At 51.9% G+C, this 16,030-nt stretch carries 16 protein-coding genes; 9 read left to right on the forward strand and 7 right to left on the reverse strand.

Going from position 1 to position 16,030, the window contains the following annotated elements:
* Position 1: 1 nt before the first annotated feature.
* Positions 2–616, reverse strand: a complete 615-nt coding sequence (gene yfbR, locus METMA_RS0101635) for a 5'-deoxynucleotidase (RefSeq protein ID WP_027146949.1) — start codon at positions 614–616, stop codon at positions 2–4.
* A 141-nt stretch (positions 617–757) separates the two neighbouring features.
* On the opposite strand from yfbR, the gene ylqF reads away from it, so the two are divergent.
* Entirely contained in the window at positions 758–1,678 is a 921-nt protein-coding gene (gene ylqF, locus METMA_RS0101640; RefSeq protein WP_027146950.1) for a ribosome biogenesis GTPase YlqF, read from the forward strand.
* Positions 1,679–1,845: 167 nt separating this feature from the next.
* Here the strand turns inward: ylqF and nadA are convergent, their stop codons facing one another.
* From nadA to METMA_RS26165, 3 genes are all read right to left on the reverse strand, one after another.
* On the reverse strand, positions 1,846–2,943 hold the full coding sequence (nadA, locus tag METMA_RS0101645) for a quinolinate synthase NadA (RefSeq protein ID WP_020157318.1): 1,098 nt from the start codon (positions 2,941–2,943) through the stop codon (positions 1,846–1,848).
* Between the two features lie 150 nt (positions 2,944–3,093).
* Entirely contained in the window at positions 3,094–4,875 is a 1,782-nt protein-coding gene (gene aspS, locus METMA_RS0101650) for an aspartate--tRNA ligase (protein ID WP_020157319.1), read from the reverse strand.
* Between the two features lie 68 nt (positions 4,876–4,943).
* Positions 4,944–5,228, reverse strand: coding sequence for an FmdB family zinc ribbon protein (locus METMA_RS26165; RefSeq protein ID WP_027146951.1), 285 nt, complete (start codon positions 5,226–5,228; stop codon positions 4,944–4,946).
* A gap of 109 nt (positions 5,229–5,337) precedes the next feature.
* On the opposite strand from METMA_RS26165, the gene pyrC reads away from it, so the two are divergent.
* A complete protein-coding gene (gene pyrC, locus METMA_RS0101660; protein ID WP_020157320.1) occupies positions 5,338–6,372 on the forward strand; it encodes a dihydroorotase in 1,035 nt (344 codons plus the stop codon).
* 54 nt (positions 6,373–6,426) lie between these two features.
* Here pyrC and METMA_RS0101665 read toward each other — a convergent pair whose 3' ends face one another.
* A complete protein-coding gene (locus METMA_RS0101665) occupies positions 6,427–7,176 on the reverse strand; it encodes an MlaA family lipoprotein (protein WP_036252007.1) in 750 nt (249 codons plus the stop codon).
* 135 nt (positions 7,177–7,311) lie between these two features.
* On the opposite strand from METMA_RS0101665, the gene rnt reads away from it, so the two are divergent.
* Complete coding sequence (rnt, locus tag METMA_RS0101670; RefSeq protein WP_020157322.1) at positions 7,312–7,935, forward strand: ribonuclease T; 624 nt, start codon at positions 7,312–7,314, stop codon at positions 7,933–7,935.
* A 139-nt stretch (positions 7,936–8,074) separates the two neighbouring features.
* On the opposite strand, the gene grxD is transcribed toward rnt, so the two are convergent.
* A complete protein-coding gene (grxD, locus tag METMA_RS0101675; RefSeq protein WP_020157323.1) occupies positions 8,075–8,398 on the reverse strand; it encodes a Grx4 family monothiol glutaredoxin in 324 nt (107 codons plus the stop codon).
* A 173-nt stretch (positions 8,399–8,571) separates the two neighbouring features.
* On the opposite strand from grxD, the gene METMA_RS0101680 reads away from it, so the two are divergent.
* The 6 genes from METMA_RS0101680 to cpdA all read left to right on the forward strand — a co-directional run bounded on the left by METMA_RS0101680 (position 8,572) and on the right by cpdA (position 15,341).
* Entirely contained in the window at positions 8,572–9,753 is a 1,182-nt protein-coding gene (locus METMA_RS0101680; protein WP_027146952.1) for an acetylornithine transaminase, read from the forward strand.
* Positions 9,750–10,652 carry an ornithine carbamoyltransferase gene (gene argF, locus METMA_RS0101685; RefSeq protein ID WP_020157325.1) on the forward strand — a complete coding sequence of 301 codons (903 nt, stop codon included), beginning with the start codon at positions 9,750–9,752 and terminating at the stop codon, positions 10,650–10,652. The genes METMA_RS0101680 and argF overlap by 4 nt, the downstream gene beginning before the upstream one ends.
* Before the next feature lie 43 nt (positions 10,653–10,695).
* Entirely contained in the window at positions 10,696–11,367 is a 672-nt protein-coding gene (locus METMA_RS0101690; protein WP_027146953.1) for a TIGR04211 family SH3 domain-containing protein, read from the forward strand.
* 67 nt (positions 11,368–11,434) lie between these two features.
* Positions 11,435–13,132 (forward strand): dihydroxy-acid dehydratase, encoded by a 1,698-nt coding sequence (gene ilvD / locus METMA_RS0101695; protein WP_027146954.1) that lies wholly within the window; start codon positions 11,435–11,437, stop codon positions 13,130–13,132.
* 81 nt (positions 13,133–13,213) lie between these two features.
* Positions 13,214–14,527, forward strand: coding sequence for an amino-acid N-acetyltransferase (argA, locus tag METMA_RS0101700; protein WP_027146955.1), 1,314 nt, complete (start codon positions 13,214–13,216; stop codon positions 14,525–14,527).
* A 10-nt stretch (positions 14,528–14,537) separates the two neighbouring features.
* Entirely contained in the window at positions 14,538–15,341 is an 804-nt protein-coding gene (gene cpdA / locus METMA_RS0101705; RefSeq protein ID WP_020157329.1) for a 3',5'-cyclic-AMP phosphodiesterase, read from the forward strand.
* On the opposite strand, the gene METMA_RS0101710 is transcribed toward cpdA, so the two are convergent.
* Positions 15,335–15,877 carry an RNA pyrophosphohydrolase gene (locus METMA_RS0101710; RefSeq protein WP_020157330.1) on the reverse strand — a complete coding sequence of 181 codons (543 nt, stop codon included), beginning with the start codon at positions 15,875–15,877 and terminating at the stop codon, positions 15,335–15,337. The genes cpdA and METMA_RS0101710 overlap by 7 nt on opposite strands.
* Between the last annotated feature and the right edge of the window lie 153 nt (positions 15,878–16,030).

A 16,030-nucleotide genomic window follows, 5' to 3' on the forward strand; every position in this document is an offset into this window, starting at 1 on the left:
CTCAGTAGGTTTTCATGAGGCCGTCCAGGGTCAGTCCGCAACTGGGCACGAACGCCTGCATGAAAAACATGACTTCGGGCTGATCGGATTCGCCGATTGTTTTGGCCAGGTGCTCGGCGGCCATCTCGAATTCGGTGTTGCCGGCTTTCAGCTCGGCCTGGCATTTGAGGTAGGCTGAGATCTTGTCGGCGGCCTTGATGATGCGCACATGCTCTTCCGGCATGTGGTCATGATGAATCAGCGTCTTAAAATCGGCCTGCAGTTCCGCCGGCAACAGATTCAGAAGTTCCTTCTCGGCCTGTTTTTCAATCTGCTTGTAAGCCGTGCTGATTTCCTCGGAGTGGTATTTGATCGGTGTCGGCAGATCACCGGTGATCACTTCGGTGATATCGTGGTACAAGGACGCGGCGGCGACGGCATTGGCATCGACATTACCGTCGTAATAGCGGTTTTTGATCAGGGCCAGCGTATGCGCGATGACGGAGACTTCCCAGCTGTGCTCCATGACGTTCTCGTCATGGGCATTGCGTTTGAGCCCCCAGCGCTTGATCCAGCGCAATCTTGATAAATAGGCGTAAAAGCTGCTTGTTATCGTTGTTTCTTTCGTCGTTTTCATACGGATGATTAATAGCAATCGGGATTTTATTGCACATGATACTGAATATCAGCCATTTTTGCTGCACTGTCATCGGGGCGCCCCTACGCTATAGCTGCTATAATGCCGCTCGACCCGCATTCTAACTATTTGAAAAACATCATGCTTATTCAGTGGTACCCCGGCCATATGCACAAGGCCAGCACAGAGATCAAACACATCCTGCCTCAGGTTGACCTGATCATTGAAATTCTGGATGCGCGCATTCCGTTCAGCAGCGAGAATCCGATGCTGAAAACCCTGCGCGGCGACAAGCCCTGCATCAAGGTGCTCAGCAAAAGCGATCTCGCCGACCCGGACCTGACGCAGCAATGGCAAATCTATCTGGAACGGGAAAAAGGCGTCAAGACCCTGGCGTTGACCGTCGAGCAACCCGAAAAAATGCGCCAGATCGCCGATCTGTGTCACAAGATGCTGCCCGGCAGGGACAGCAACGGCCGGCTGATACAAGCCCTGATCATGGGCATACCGAATGTCGGCAAGTCCACGCTGATCAATATCCTAGCCGGCCGGATTATCGCCAAGACCGGCAACGAACCGGCCATCACCAAAACCCAGCAGCGTATCGACATCGGCAACGGCATCGTCCTGTGGGATACACCCGGCGTGCTCTGGCCCAATGTCGAAAACCGGAACAGCGGCTACCGGCTGGCGACCACGGGCGCGATCAAGGACACGGCCATCAATCATGAACATATCGCCTTTTTCGCGGCCGAGTATCTGTTAAAACAGTACCCCGACCTGCTGAAGGCCCGCTATCAGATCGAGCAACTGCCGGACGGCGAGCAGGCGCTTATGGAAACTATCGGCAAAAATCGCGGCTGTCTGCGTTCGGGCGGACGTGTGGATATGGATAAGGTTGCCAAACTGCTGCTGTCCGAATTGCGTTCCGGCACGATCGGTCGCATCAGCCTGGAAACGCCGGCCATGATGGAACGGGAACTGGCCGAACTGGCGGTTATCCGCGAGCAGAAAGCGGCGAAGAAACTGGCCAGGAAACAGAAGTGGAAGGATTCGAAATAATTCTGTAGGGGCGGATTTATCCGCTCTGAGCGACTGAAGTCGCCCCTCCATCTTCTGTAAAAAAGCCGATAAATGCGCTGCATTTATCGGCTTTTTATGCAGTAAAGCTTTGCGAGTATTTCGGGTCGAATGAATTCGACCCTACAACTGCTGATATCAAATAAAAACTATTTTATAGCTAACATATTATCTAGGGCTTCCTTGGCCAGTTTGGCCACGTCGGCAGGCACGGAGATCCGGTTGACGACATGGCCTTCCACCAGATTTTCCAGAACCCAGGCCAAATGTTGCGGATCGGTTCTGAACATGGTGGAACACATGCACAGCATGGGCGACATGAAATGCACGTTCTTGCCCTGTGCTTTGCATTCCTCGTTCAAACGATTGACCAGGTTCAGTTCCGTCGCAACCAGCCAGCGCGTGTTCGGCTCCGCTTCGCGCACGGTCTTGAGAATGTATTCCGTAGAGCCGATGTAATCGGATTTCTGGCACACTTCAAAGCAGGCTTCCGGATGCGAAATCACCTTCGTTTCGGGATAACGCTGCAGGAAGTTATCGACATGTTCCGGCTGGAACGCCTGGTGCACGGAACAATAGCCGCTCCACAGAATCATCTTGGCATTGCGGACTTGCTCGGCCGTCAGCCCACCCATGGGCTTGGTGAAGTCCCAAACCACCATTTCCTCCAGCGGAATACCCATCCGGTAGGCGGTATTGCGGCCTAAGTGCTGGTCGGGGAAAAACAGGATTTTTTCGCGGCGCGCGAAGCTCCATTCCAGGATTTTCTGGGCATTGGACGACGTACAGACGATGCCGCCATGCTCGCCGCAGAAGGCTTTCAGGTCGGCAGCCGAGTTAATGTAAGTGACGGGCGTGACTTCAGCTTCCACATCCAGAATTTCAGCCAGCTCGTGCCAGCATTTCTGCACCTTGATCAGGTTGGCCATGTCCGCCATGGAACAGCCGGCCGCCATGTCCGGCAATATGGCGATCTGCTCGGGCCTGGACAGAATGTCGGCCACTTCGGCCATGAAATGTACACCGCAGAACACGATGTATTCGGCGTCGGACTGGGCCGCTTCCCGGGACAGCTTCAATGAATCGCCGGTCAAGTCAGCATGCTTGAAAACCTCATCACGTTGATAATGATGACCTAGAACAACACAACGACTGCCCAGCTTTTCCTTGGCGGCAACAATGCGCGCTTCGCACTCCTCGTCACTGAGCAATGCATAATCTTGAATGGATAATGCGGTATCGGTCATTATAAAGACAAACCTTAACAGAGAATAATTTGATAACTCACAACGGACACGATGGAACGAAGTATTTAATTTACTAAGACCCTTCCTTCCCGATATAGTTTTGCCTCCGCCGCATATTTTACGGCGGAGCAAATGTTGGACAGGCTTATCTTACGATGCCTTGACTGCCGGTTTCAGCAACCGGATGCCCAGTTCGCGCAACTGCGCATCATCGACGACAGCCGGCGCACTGACTAAAGGACAGGACGCTGATTGTGTTTTAGGGAAGGCAATCACATCGCGGATCGAGTGCGATCCGGTCATCAGCATGACCAGGCGGTCGAGTCCGAACGCCATTCCGCCGTGCGGCGGTGCGCCGTATTTCAGCGCCTCGAGCAGGAAGCCGAATTTTTCCTTGGCCTCGTCCTCGTCAATGCCCAGAATCTTTAGCACGATCTGCTGCATCGCTGTTCGATTGATACGAATCGAGCCGCCGCCGACTTCAGTGCCGTTCAATACCAGGTCATAGGCGCGTGACAACGCCGCGCCAGGGTTGGCCAGCAATTCTTCGACCGAGCAACTGGGCGCCGTGAACGGATGGTGAATGGCATTCCAGCGCTGACTCTTGTCGTCCCATTCGAACATCGGGAAATCGATCACCCAAACCGGCTTCCAGTCGCCTTCCAGTAGGTTGAGATCGTGGCCCAGCTTGACCCGTAGCGCTCCCATCGCTTCGTTGACGACGTGCGCCTTGTCGGCGCCGAAGAAAATCAGATCGCCGGTCTGAGCGCCGGTCTTGGTCAGCACTTGCTCCCAGACTTCGGCCGGTGCGAATTTGACGATCGGCGACTGCAGGCCGTCGATGCCGCCATTGCGGTCGTTGACTTTGATATAAGCCAGACCCTTGGCGCCGTATATACCGACGTATTTGGTCAAGTCCTCGATATCCTTGCGGCTCAGATCGCCGCCGTTAGGCAGGCGCAAGGCCACGACACGACCGTTGGGATCGTTGGCAGGACCCGAGAAGACTTTGAAATCGACCGCTTTCATTTCCTCGGCGATATCGACCAGTTCCAGCGGAATTCGCAGATCGGGACGGTCGACGCCGAACCGGGACATCGCTTCCTGATAAGTCATGCGCGGGAAAGTGGCATCGAGTTGCACATCGATGATTTCCGCGAACAACTGACGGATCATCTCTTCCATGACCTCCATGATCTCGTTTTCATCCATGAAAGACGTTTCGATGTCGAGCTGGGTAAATTCAGGTTGTCTGTCGGCGCGCAAATCCTCGTCGCGGAAGCAGCGCACAACCTGATAGTAGCGGTCCATGCCGGCAACCATCAGTATTTGCTTGTAAAGCTGCGGCGACTGCGGCAAGGCAAAGAAGGCATTTTCATGCGTGCGGCTGGGCACGATGTAATCGCGCGCGCCTTCCGGCGTGGCCTTGGTCAGATAAGGCGTTTCAATCTCGAAAAATTCGTTATCGTCGAGGAAATTGCGCAAGGTACGCGTCACATCGCGGCGCACGCGCATTTTTTCCTGCATGGATGTGCGGCGTAGATCGATGTAGCGATAACGCAGACGCATTTCCTCGTTGACCTCGATATCGCTTTCCACCGGGAAAGGCGGTGTTTCGGATTCGTTCAGTACTTCCACATTGCTGACCAGCACTTCAATTTCACCGGTATGCATGTTCGGATTAATCGTGCCTTCGGGACGATTGCGCACGATCCCTTCAACCTTTAAAACATATTCACTGCGTACACTTTCAGCGATGGCGAAAGTTTCAGGAGAATCAGGATCAAATACGACCTGCACCAGGCCGGCACGGTCTCTCAGATCAATAAAAATGACCCCGCCATGATCCCGGCGACGATGAACCCAACCGCATAATTCAACGGCCTCCCCTAAATGTTCTTTGTTTAATTCTCCACACTTGTGGGTACGCATAAGTTTTCTCTGTTAATCCAAAAAAGTTGTCGATATTACGTGCTTAAACCGGCTGTTGCAAGTCAGCCCTAATGACTGCTGTTACAGCTTCCGCCGCAGCAGCTCGCTGAGCCTGGAGAGCTGGTAGTGGTACTGGAGCTGCTGCTTTCGCCCGCTATGTTTTTCTTGGTACCGCTTTTGAAGTCAGTCTCATACCAGCCGCCGCCTTTTAACCGGAACCCGGCCGCTGAGATCTTTTTCATCAGCTCAGGTTGACTACAGGCCGGGCAGTGAATTAATGGCTCGTCGCTGAGTTTTTGCAACGCCTCGTGTTCATGACCGCATGCTTGACATTGATATTCGTAAATTGGCATTAGCCCCTCCGATAACAAAAAAATAATACCCAAAATAGGGGACTATGTTAGATTTTCAAGGTCCTTCCTATAAAATACCTGCCTATTTTACAGAAGAATAACCCGCATAATGAAAAAATTAACCATCACACGACCTGACGACTGGCATTTGCATGTCAGAACCGGCGCGATTTTAAAAACCGTCATGCCTCATACCGCCAGGCAATTTGCCCGTGCCATCATCATGCCCAACCTGAAGCCGCCCGTGACGACCGTGGCACAGGCCCTGTCTTATCGGGAGGAAATTCTGCAGGCCGTGCCCGTCGGTCTGAATTTTACGCCGCTGATGACGCTTTATTTGACTGGCTCGACGAGTGCGTCTGAAATCAGCAAAGCCGCGGAATGCGAGCATGTACAAGCGTTCAAGCTGTATCCGGCCGGCGCCACAACCCATTCCGATGCCGGCATTAGTGATATCAAGGCCGCCTACCCGCTGCTGGCGGCCCTGGAAAAGCACGACATGCCTTTGCTGATCCATGGCGAAGTTACTGACGAGGCATGTGACATCTTCGACCGGGAGCAGGTATTCGTCGACACCACCCTGACCGATATCAGCAGAAACTTCCCGGAACTGCGCATCGTAGTCGAGCATGTAACAACGGCGGAAGCCGTGCAGTTTGTGCAGTCGGCCGGCGCGCGCATTGCCGCCACCATCACGCCGCAGCATTTGATGTTCAACCGCAACGCCCTGCTGGCCGGCGGCATACGTCCGCATCATTACTGCCTGCCGATCATCAAACGCGAGCACCATCGCCAGGCCTTGGTTGCCGCCGCCACCAGCGGCAATCCGAAATTCTTCCTGGGCACGGACAGCGCCCCGCATCCGACCTCGCTGAAGGAAGCCGCTTGCGGCTGCGCGGGCTGTTACAGCGCCCATGCCGCGCTGGAACTGTATGCCGAAGTCTTCGAACGGGCCGACGCATTGGATAAACTGGAAGGTTTTGCGAGTTTCCACGGCGCCGATTTTTACCGTTTGCCGAGAAATTTGGACGTCGTCACGCTGGTGAAAACCCCCTGGAAAGTACCGGCGGCCTATGGCGAGCATTCGCTATCGATCACGCCGCTGAAAGCCGATGAAGAACTCGCCTGGCAAATACAGCAGTAGCGCATAGCCCCCAGACAGCCGTCAAATGCCGGCTGTCTGGGGATAAAATGCCGGTCAATAGGGGCTGACAGGGGACAAATAATCCTCATCAAGTTCCAGTTCTTCCTCATCCTCCGGGACATTGCCGTCGTAAACCAGGTAGTTACGCCGCTGGAAATAGGAATTTTTGAAAAACTCATACCGGTCCACAGCCGCTTCAGCGGCCACTTTTTCCGTGCCCAAATTATCGGCACGCAAATCGGTCGCATTCAGGGCGAATAACGAACCGGTAATAATGCCGCTATCGATATAGCTGATAGGGTTCATGGCCGCATCGCCGATCAGACCGCCCACCCCGCGCGGCGAGCTGGGCCCGAAAAACGGCAACACCAGATAAGGCCCGGTCGGCACACCCCAAACGCCCAGGGTTTGATCAAAATCCTCGTTATGCTTGGGCAGGTCAATCATTTCCGCGACATCGATGAAGCCACCAATCCCGGCCACCGTATTAACAATAAAGCGCGCGCCATCCATACCGGTTTGCGACAACTTAAACTGCAACAGATCATTTATGGTGACGCCGATATCATCGATATTACTGAAAAAGTTAGTCACGCCACGATCGACAAATGACGGCGTGACCCATTGATAACCTTTAGCGACAGGCTTCATCACATAATCATCAAGATTATCATTAAATGTCTGTACCCCACGGTTCCAGTTTTCCATCGGATCCCTGGTGTCTTTTGCGCTGGTTGCGCATCCGGCCAACATGCCGAATAATATAAAACCAGTCAATTGCGTTATTAATTTTTGCTTGCGCATTGATTTGCCTTTAATTTCGCTATTATTTTTATTCTGAATTAAATTTCGCGTAACATACCATAAAATGCCTACTACCACCGACATCCACCCTATTATGCCCCTTAAGTTTTTCCACTCCGAGAACATTCAAAATTAATGGATATACCTGCAATACCCTTAGACAAGCGATTTAGAGGCTACCTACCCGTCATTATCGATATTGAAACAGCCGGCTTTAATCCTAAAAAACATGCAGTACTGGAAATCGCCGCCGTTATCGTCGAACTTAACAGCCAGCACGATCTGGAAATCACAGAACGCTATTCCACGCATGTGATTCCGTTTAAAAACGCCGAACTGGATGAAGCCGCCCTTAAATTCAACGGCATTGATCCGCACCACCCTTTTCGCATGGCTGTCGACGAGAAAGAGGCGCTGAATACGCTGTTCAAACCCATCAAGGAAGCGGTAAAGCGCAACAACTGCACGCGGGCGATCCTGGTCGGCCACAATCCGGCTTTCGATATTAATTTTTTAAATGCGGCTATTCATCGCACGCAAATCAAGAGAAGTCCGTTTCATCCGTTCAGTACGTTTGATACGGCCACACTCGGAGGATTGGCCTATCAACAGACCGTGCTGGCTAAAATAGCCCGGACAGCCGGACTGGAGTGGGATAACGAAAAGGCGCATTCAGCGCTCTATGATGCCGAAAAGACAGCCGAACTGTTCTGTATGATAGTCAACCGCTGGAAGCGACTTGAGTCGCTCGATCAATAAGATAGAAACCATCACCGTACCCGCGTCCGCGGATACGGTGATCATTGACATTACCTTCGAACTGCCTTTATCCCGCCTATTGAGCCAGCGGCGCTTGATCAACCGGCTCTCAATTTAACTATTGCAGAGCCTCGGCGGTTTATTCCGCTATGGCATCGGCCGCCGCCAACATTTTGCTCAACTCGCCCTTGGTGTACAAATCAGTCACGATGTCACAACCGCCGATGAGTTCACCGCCGATATAAAGCTGCGGATAAGTCGGCCAGTGCGAGTATTCCTTCAGCGCTTCACGAACCTCAAGGTCCTCAAGAATATTAACGTACGCGTATTTTGCATGACAGGCATCCAATATCTGAACAGTCTGCGCCGAAAAGCCGCACTGCGGAAAATCAGGCGTGCCTTTCATGTATAAAACAACCGGATTGTTTTCAAGCTGGTCTTTAATTCTTTCTGTAACATTCATAGTAGCAGTCACTCATTCGACAAATAAAACCAACTAATTTTATCAACATTTACGCTGTTAAAAAAGTAAATCTTAAAGGACCGCTCTTGCCTGAGGCTCATTTGAAAACTATAATCGAACATTTTTCCGACGGGCGGCTGACTTCCGCCTACTTTTCTTTGCAGGCAGAATCAATGACTAGCCATATTATGCCAACTTATGGACGTTTACCCGTAACTTTCGAGCGGGGCAGCGGCGTATGGTTGTGGGATACCGACAATAAACGTTATCTGGATGCCTTAGCGGGTATAGCCGTATGCAACCTGGGTCATGCTCACCCGGCAGTGCACCGGGCCATCTGCAAACAAAGCGAAACCCTGGTGCATACATCAAATGTATATGGTATCGCTGCCCAGGAGAACCTGGCGGACAGGCTGATTGATAAAAGCGGCATGGACAACGTTTTTTTCAGTAATTCCGGCGCCGAAGCCAATGAAGCCGCCATTAAACTGGCTCGCCTCTATGGACACCAGCGGCATATAGAAAATCCGGCCATCATCGTCATGGAAAAAAGCTTTCATGGCCGCACGCTGGCCACGCTGAGCGCCACCGGCAACCCCAAAGTACAGCAAGGCTTTGCACCGCTGGTCGAAGGTTTTGTGCGCGTGCCTTATAACGATATCGATGCCATCGAACAAGCAATTGGACAGCACGGTAATATCGTTGCCATCCTGGTCGAACCGGTTCAGGGCGAGGGCGGCGTCAACATTCCGGCCAGCGATTATCTGAACCGAATCCGCAACCTGTGCGACCAATATAACCTGCTGATGATGCTGGATGAAATCCAGACCGGCATAGGCCGCACGGGTAAATTTCTCGCCTACCAGCACAACTCGATCGTGCCTGATGTCTGCACACTGGCCAAGGCGCTAGGTAATGGGGTACCGATAGGCGCCTGCCTCGCCCATGGCAAAGCGGCCCAACTCTTCTCCGCGGGTTCCCACGGCTCGACGTTCGGCGGCAATCCTTTGGCATGCAGCGCGGCGTTAGCAGTATTGGCAACGTTAGACCATGAAAACCTGATCGAACAAGTCGAACAAAAAGGCACGGCAATCCACGACGGATTTGCCAAGCAACTGGGTGATAACCCGCATGTGGTCGATATTCGCCATAAAGGCCTGATGATCGGCATTGAGCTTGACGCACCCTGCGCGGAACTTGTCAAATCAGCCCTACAGCAAGGCTTATTGATCAATGTTACCAGCGAGAAAACCATCCGCTTGCTGCCGCCATTAATCATTGATGACCAACAAATCAATCAACTCGTGGAAACCTTATCAGCTCTTATTCAAGAGCATACAAGACTATGCCTATGATTCCCAGACACTTCATCAGCCTGCTCGATTTATCAAGCGAAGAATTTCGCGGCTTGATCAACAGAGCCATAACGCTGAAAAACAACCGCGATCCCAACTACCAGCCCCTTAAAGGCCAAGTCCTGGCGATGATTTTTGAAAAATCATCGACGCGCACGCGCATTTCATTCGAAGCCGGCATGAGCCATTTTGGCGGCAGCGCCCTGTTCCTGTCGCCCCGGGACACCCAACTCGGACGCGGCGAACCGCTGGAAGACAGCGCTAAGGTTATCTCCAGCATGGTCGACTGCATCATGCTCAGAACTGACAAGCACGAAACGGTAACGACATTCGCGGAACATTCGCGCGTACCTGTGATCAACGGCTTAACCGATTTACAGCATCCTTGCCAATTACTGGCAGACATGCAGACCTTTTTTGAACATCGCGGCGACATTCAAGGCAAGACAGTCACCTGGATCGGTGACGGTAATAATATGTGCCATTCCTATATTGATGCCGCGACCGTATTGGACTTCAAATTGAACATTGCCTGCCCGTCTGGTTATGAACCCCTGGAATCGATCGTTAAAGCCGCGGGCGATCGCGTCCGTTTTTTTTCCACACCGTTGGAAGCGGCCCAGAATGCGGATTTGCTCGTTACCGACGTCTGGGCCAGTATGGGTCAGGAAGAGGAACAGAAACAACGCGAAATAGCCTTTAAAAATTATCAAATCAATACAGAGGTCATGAAAGTCGCCAATCATGATGCCCTGTTCATGCATTGCCTGCCCGCGCATCGCGGTGAAGAAGTCACTGCTGACGTTATCGATGGTCCTCGGAGCGTTATCTATGATGAAGCTGAAAATCGCCTGCACGCCCAAAAGGCGCTGCTGGAATTTCTCATGTGCCATAAATAACGCTAAAATTTATCTTTTCAAACGATCAACACCAGAGATTCAAGTGAAAAAACTATTAAGCTCGTTTTTTATCCTAATGCTCACGTTCGGTCCGGCGCAGGCTACAACAGCCTATATAACCGACAATGTCAATTTAGCGTTAAGAAGCGAAGAAAACACGCACGGCAAGGTGGTAAAACTGCTCCCATCCGGTACGCCTCTTACGATAATTAGCCAGAACAATAAAACCGGTTTCAGCTATGCGCGTCTTAGTAACGGCACAGAAGGCTATATTCTGACCCGTCACACTATGAAAGAACCCTCCTCGCGTTTTCAACTGGATGCCGCCAATAAAAAACTGGCGTCGTTCGAAACGGAGAATATAGCGTTGAAAGCCGAACTTGAATCATTGAAAAGCGCGCTTACCCCGGGAACAACGCTTGAACAATCCCTGGCAGCGGAACGTGATCACTTAACCAGGGAACTTAACGAACTGAAACAAACCGCCTCCAGCGCGATAGAGTTAAAAACTCAACGCGACGAACTTCAGGAACGCGTGGTTAATGTTGAACGGGAACTGGAACAGCTCAAACTGGAAAACCAGGCGCTGGCGGACAGCAGCAATCAGGACTGGTTTTTATACGGTGGCATTCTATCCTTGATCGGTGTCGTATTAGGGTTCATTCTACCCAAATTAGGCTGGCGTCGTAGAAACAGCAGTTGGGATACCTTCTGAGAAACCAATGCAACCCTTTGCCTTCGCACCCTATATTTTAAATATTTAACCTTCGGAAATCGCTTATATGGCTAACTCAGGTGACAAAAAAAACCGCACCTATTCTTCTCAAGTTGTTGACGGCATGGAGCGTGCGCCAAGTCGCGCAATGCTGCATGCCGTTGGCTTTAAGAACGAAGACTTCAGCAAACCGCAGATTGGTATCGCCTCGACCTGGAGCATGGTGACGCCTTGCAACATGCACATCAACAGGCTGGCTGATGATGCCGCGCGCGGCGTGGACAATGCCAACGGCAAAGCCGTTATCTTCAATACCATCACGATATCGGACGGTATTTCCATGGGTACGGAAGGCATGAAATATTCGCTGGTATCGCGCGAAGTCATTGCCGATTCCATTGAAACCGTGGTCGGCTGTCAGGGCTTTGACGGCGTTGTCGCCATCGGCGGCTGCGACAAGAACATGCCCGGCTGCATGATCGCCTTGGCCCGCTTGAACCGTCCGGCCATCTTCGTATACGGCGGCACTATTCTGCCAGGCTGCCACAAAGATAAAAAACTGGATGTTGTGTCCGTATTCGAAGCGGTTGGCGCCAGAGCCAATAACAAAATCGATGATGCCGAACTTGCTGAGATTGAAGCTAAAGCCATTCCGGGGGCTGGCTCATGCGGCGGAATGTATACCGCCAATACCATGGCATCGGCGATTGAAGCATTAGGCATGAGTCTGCCCAACAGTTCCGCTCAGGCCGCTGTCTCCGAAGACAAGCGCCGGGATTGCGAACTCGCCGGTGCAGCGGTACTGGAACTGTTGAAAAAAGACATCAAGCCACGCGATATCATGACCAAGGAAGCGTTCGAGAATGCGATTACGGTTGCCATTGCACTCGGCGGTTCGACCAATGCGGTACTGCATATCCTGGCCATGGCCAATGCCGTCGGTGTCGACATTACACTGGACGATTTCACGCGCATCGGCAAGCATGTACCCATGGTTGCTGATTTAAAACCCAGCGGCCGCTACCAAATGGCCGAACTGATCGAGATCGGCGGCATTCAGCCTTTGATGAAAGAACTGCTGGACCGGGGCTTGCTGCACGGCGATTGCTTGACCGTGACCGGAAAAACCCTGGCTGAAAATCTGGCTGACGTCAAATCGTATCCGGAAGGCCAGGACATGATTCATCCGCTGGATAACCCGATCAAAAAAGACAGCCATCTGGTGGTTCTATACGGCAATCTGGCTTCCGGAGGCGCCGTCGCCAAGATTACCGGCAAGGAAGGTCTGTGTTTTACCGGCAAAGCCAAGGTATTCGAGGCCGAAGAGCAAGCACTGCAAAGCATCCTGAACGGCGACATTGTCAAAGGCGATGTGATCGTTATCCGTTACGAAGGCCCCAAAGGCGGTCCCGGCATGCGCGAAATGCTGTCCCCCACTTCCGCCGTAATGGGCAAAGGTTTGGGCAAGGATGTGGCTCTGATTACCGACGGCCGGTTTTCCGGCGGCACGCATGGTTTCGTGGTCGGACATATCACTCCGGAAGCCTATGTCGGCGGTGCGTTGGCGATTGTTGAAAACGGCGACTCGATCACGATTGATGCGGAAAACAATACCTTGACGTTACACGTTGATGACCAGGAGATTGCTCGTCGATTGGCCGAATGGCGGCAACCCGCACCGCGTTATACGCGTGGCGTATTGGCAAAATATGCCAAACTTGTCAGCTCCGCTTCATTGGGCGCGGTGACTGACAATCTGGATTAAAATCCCGTCCCTGTTTGCTCTGGGCGTTCCGGCGCCCTGAGCCCCTTTTCTTTCATGGGCAAAAATTCCGCAAGCGCTATCATGGAATCGCATCAATCATTCGTCAGCTGGTTTAGAAACTCCTCGCCGTATATACATGCCCATCGCAACAAGACCTTTGTGATTTCGTTCGGCGGCGAGGCGGTTCTTGACGATGATTTCGCCAATCACGTTCATGATTTTGCATTGCTGAACAGCCTGGGCATACGCTTGGTTCTGGTCCACGGCATACGTCCGCAGATAGACCAGCGCCTGAAAAACAGCCCGCCTCCTCGCTTTCATAAACATTTACGCATTACCGATGACCAGGCGCTTCAATGCGTCAAGGAAGCGGCGGGGCTTGTGCGCGTGGAAATTGAAGCACTCTTGTCCATGGGCCTTGCCAATTCGCCGATGGCGGGCGCAAAAATCAAGGTGGCTTCCGGCAATTTCGTGACCGCCAAACCCATTGGCGTCATCGACGGCATCGATTACTGCCATACAGGGGAAGTGCGGCGCATCGACAGCGCGGCCATCCATCAACAACTGGATCAGAACAATGTTGTGCTGATTTCACCTATCGGTTATTCGCCGAGCGGGGAAATTTTCAACTTGTCCGCCGAACAAGTCGCAACAGCCGTCTCGATTGCATTAAAAGCCGAAAAACTGATTTTATTGACTGAACAAAGCTGTTGCAATCCTGATGACGGCGCGCAAATCCAGCAGATGACCACTGCGGAAGCCAGAACTTTTCTGGAGCAGCACCCCGACCTTGCCGACACGATCAGCCTGCCTCTGAAAGCGGCGATCCAAAGCTGCCAGTCCGGCATAGACCGCGTTCATCTGATCAACCGCACCCATAACGGCGCCCTGTTGCTTGAGCTTTTCACCCGCGACGGTATCGGTACCTTGATCAGCTCAACACCGTTTGAGGAATTGCGCCCCGCCACTTTGAACGACATAGGCGGCATACTGGAATTGATAAAGCCGCTGGAGCAGCAAGGCAAATTAACCAAGCGTTCCAGGGAAAAAATTGAAATGGAAATTGCCGATTATATCGTGATTGAAAGAGACGGCCTGATCATAGGCTGCACGGCACTGCATCCTGATGAGCAACGGGAATCGGGCGTTATCGCCTGCATGGCCGTGCATCAGGATTATCAAGGTTCCGCCCGGGGCAATCGCATGCTTGAGTATACTTACCGTCGGGCAAATAAGCTGGGACTGAAAAAATTATTCGTGTTGTCAACACAAACCATGCACTGGTTTATTGAACGGGGATTCTTGCCGTCAGACATCAACAGTTTACCCGACCCGCTCAAGGCGCTATACAATCCGCAGAGAAACTCCAAAGTTCTATGCAAAAATATCGAATGAGGTCTCGACCATGGCGCATACACCCGGTTGCCTGTCTATACTGCAAATATCCGATTCGCACATCCTTCCCGAGCCTGGAGAGACATTGCTGGGAATTGATACAGCCTACTATTTTCAGGCTGTCCTTGAACAGGCTTTCGCGCCTGGGCAACAGTTTGATTTAATTCTATTCACGGGCGACTTAGCGCAGCACCCAAGCCCGTTAAATTACCAGCGCATTCTTAATACGCTGGAGGCCTATCAAACACCCTGCGTCTGCCTGCCTGGCAATCACGATGATTATGAGTTGATGCAGCAGATCTTGAATACGGAACTCGTCAACTGCCGCAAACAGGTTTTCTTAGGCAACTGGCAAATCATAAGTCTGAACAGCCAGATTCCCGGCGCGCCCGGAGGCCGCCTGTCTGATCAGGAACTGGCATTTCTTGAACGGTGCCTGGGCAGCCAGCCGGATCACTATGCGTTGCTTGCCATGCATCACCATTGCCAATCCATCAATAGTCCCTGGATGGACACCATGATGATAGAAAACGCGCAGGCGCTGTTTGCCATAATCAACAAACACCCGCAAGTTAAAGCCGTCACATTCGGCCACATCCATCAGGCAATAACGCTTGAAGCCGGGCCGGTTCGCGTATGGGGCGCACCTTCAACCTGTTTCCAGTTTCAGCCCGAAAGCAAACAACTCACAGTCGCTAATACGCCTCCGGGTTATCGCGTGATCCGACTGTTTGCCGATGGCAAGCTCAAATCCGAGACTCACCATTTACCCAAGCCGCTGACCGGGTTGCAAACAGATACACAAGGCTATTGATGCTTGGCCCCGCTGTATTGTTTCTCTTTCGATAAATACCCTTCCGCATTAACGGGAACAGAATCGATAGTCAGAAGCGCTCCCAGCTCGGTCATCGCTTTCTGATAGACTTTACGCTTGAAGTAAACGACATCTTTAAGCGGATCCCAATAATCCACCCAGCGCCAACCGTCAAACTCCGGCTTGGCGCAACGATCGAAACGCACATTGGATTCCTGCGTTATCAGCCGCAAAATAAACCAGATTTGTTTTTGACCTATACAGACCGGCAGTGTGTTCTTGCGAATATAACGCTCGGGCAACTGATACCTCAGCCAGTATCGCGTACGACCAAGCACTTGTACATGCTGTTGTTGCAGCCCCGTTTCTTCCCACAATTCTCGATACATCGCTGTTTCAGGATCTTCATTCTGATGAATTCCGCCTTGCGGGAACTGCCATGAGTTCACGCCCATCCGTTTTGCCCAAAACACGCGACCCTCGTCATTGCAAAGGATGATTCCGACATTGGGCCGGTATCCTTTAGAGTCAATCATGTTTAAAAAACCTGTGTCTTGTCCTTTCCTAAATTCAATCTTGCGTGTGGTAGAATTGCAAAAAATAGGTCAGGTTGTTTTGTAATGACCTCCATTGTTCCATAAAAAAACTACCGACGCCATAGGGCGTGATTTTTTTAATTATTTCAGACA

The sequence above is a fragment of the Methylobacter marinus A45 genome (assembly GCF_000383855.1).
Taxonomy (GTDB): domain Bacteria; phylum Pseudomonadota; class Gammaproteobacteria; order Methylococcales; family Methylomonadaceae; genus Methylobacter; species Methylobacter marinus.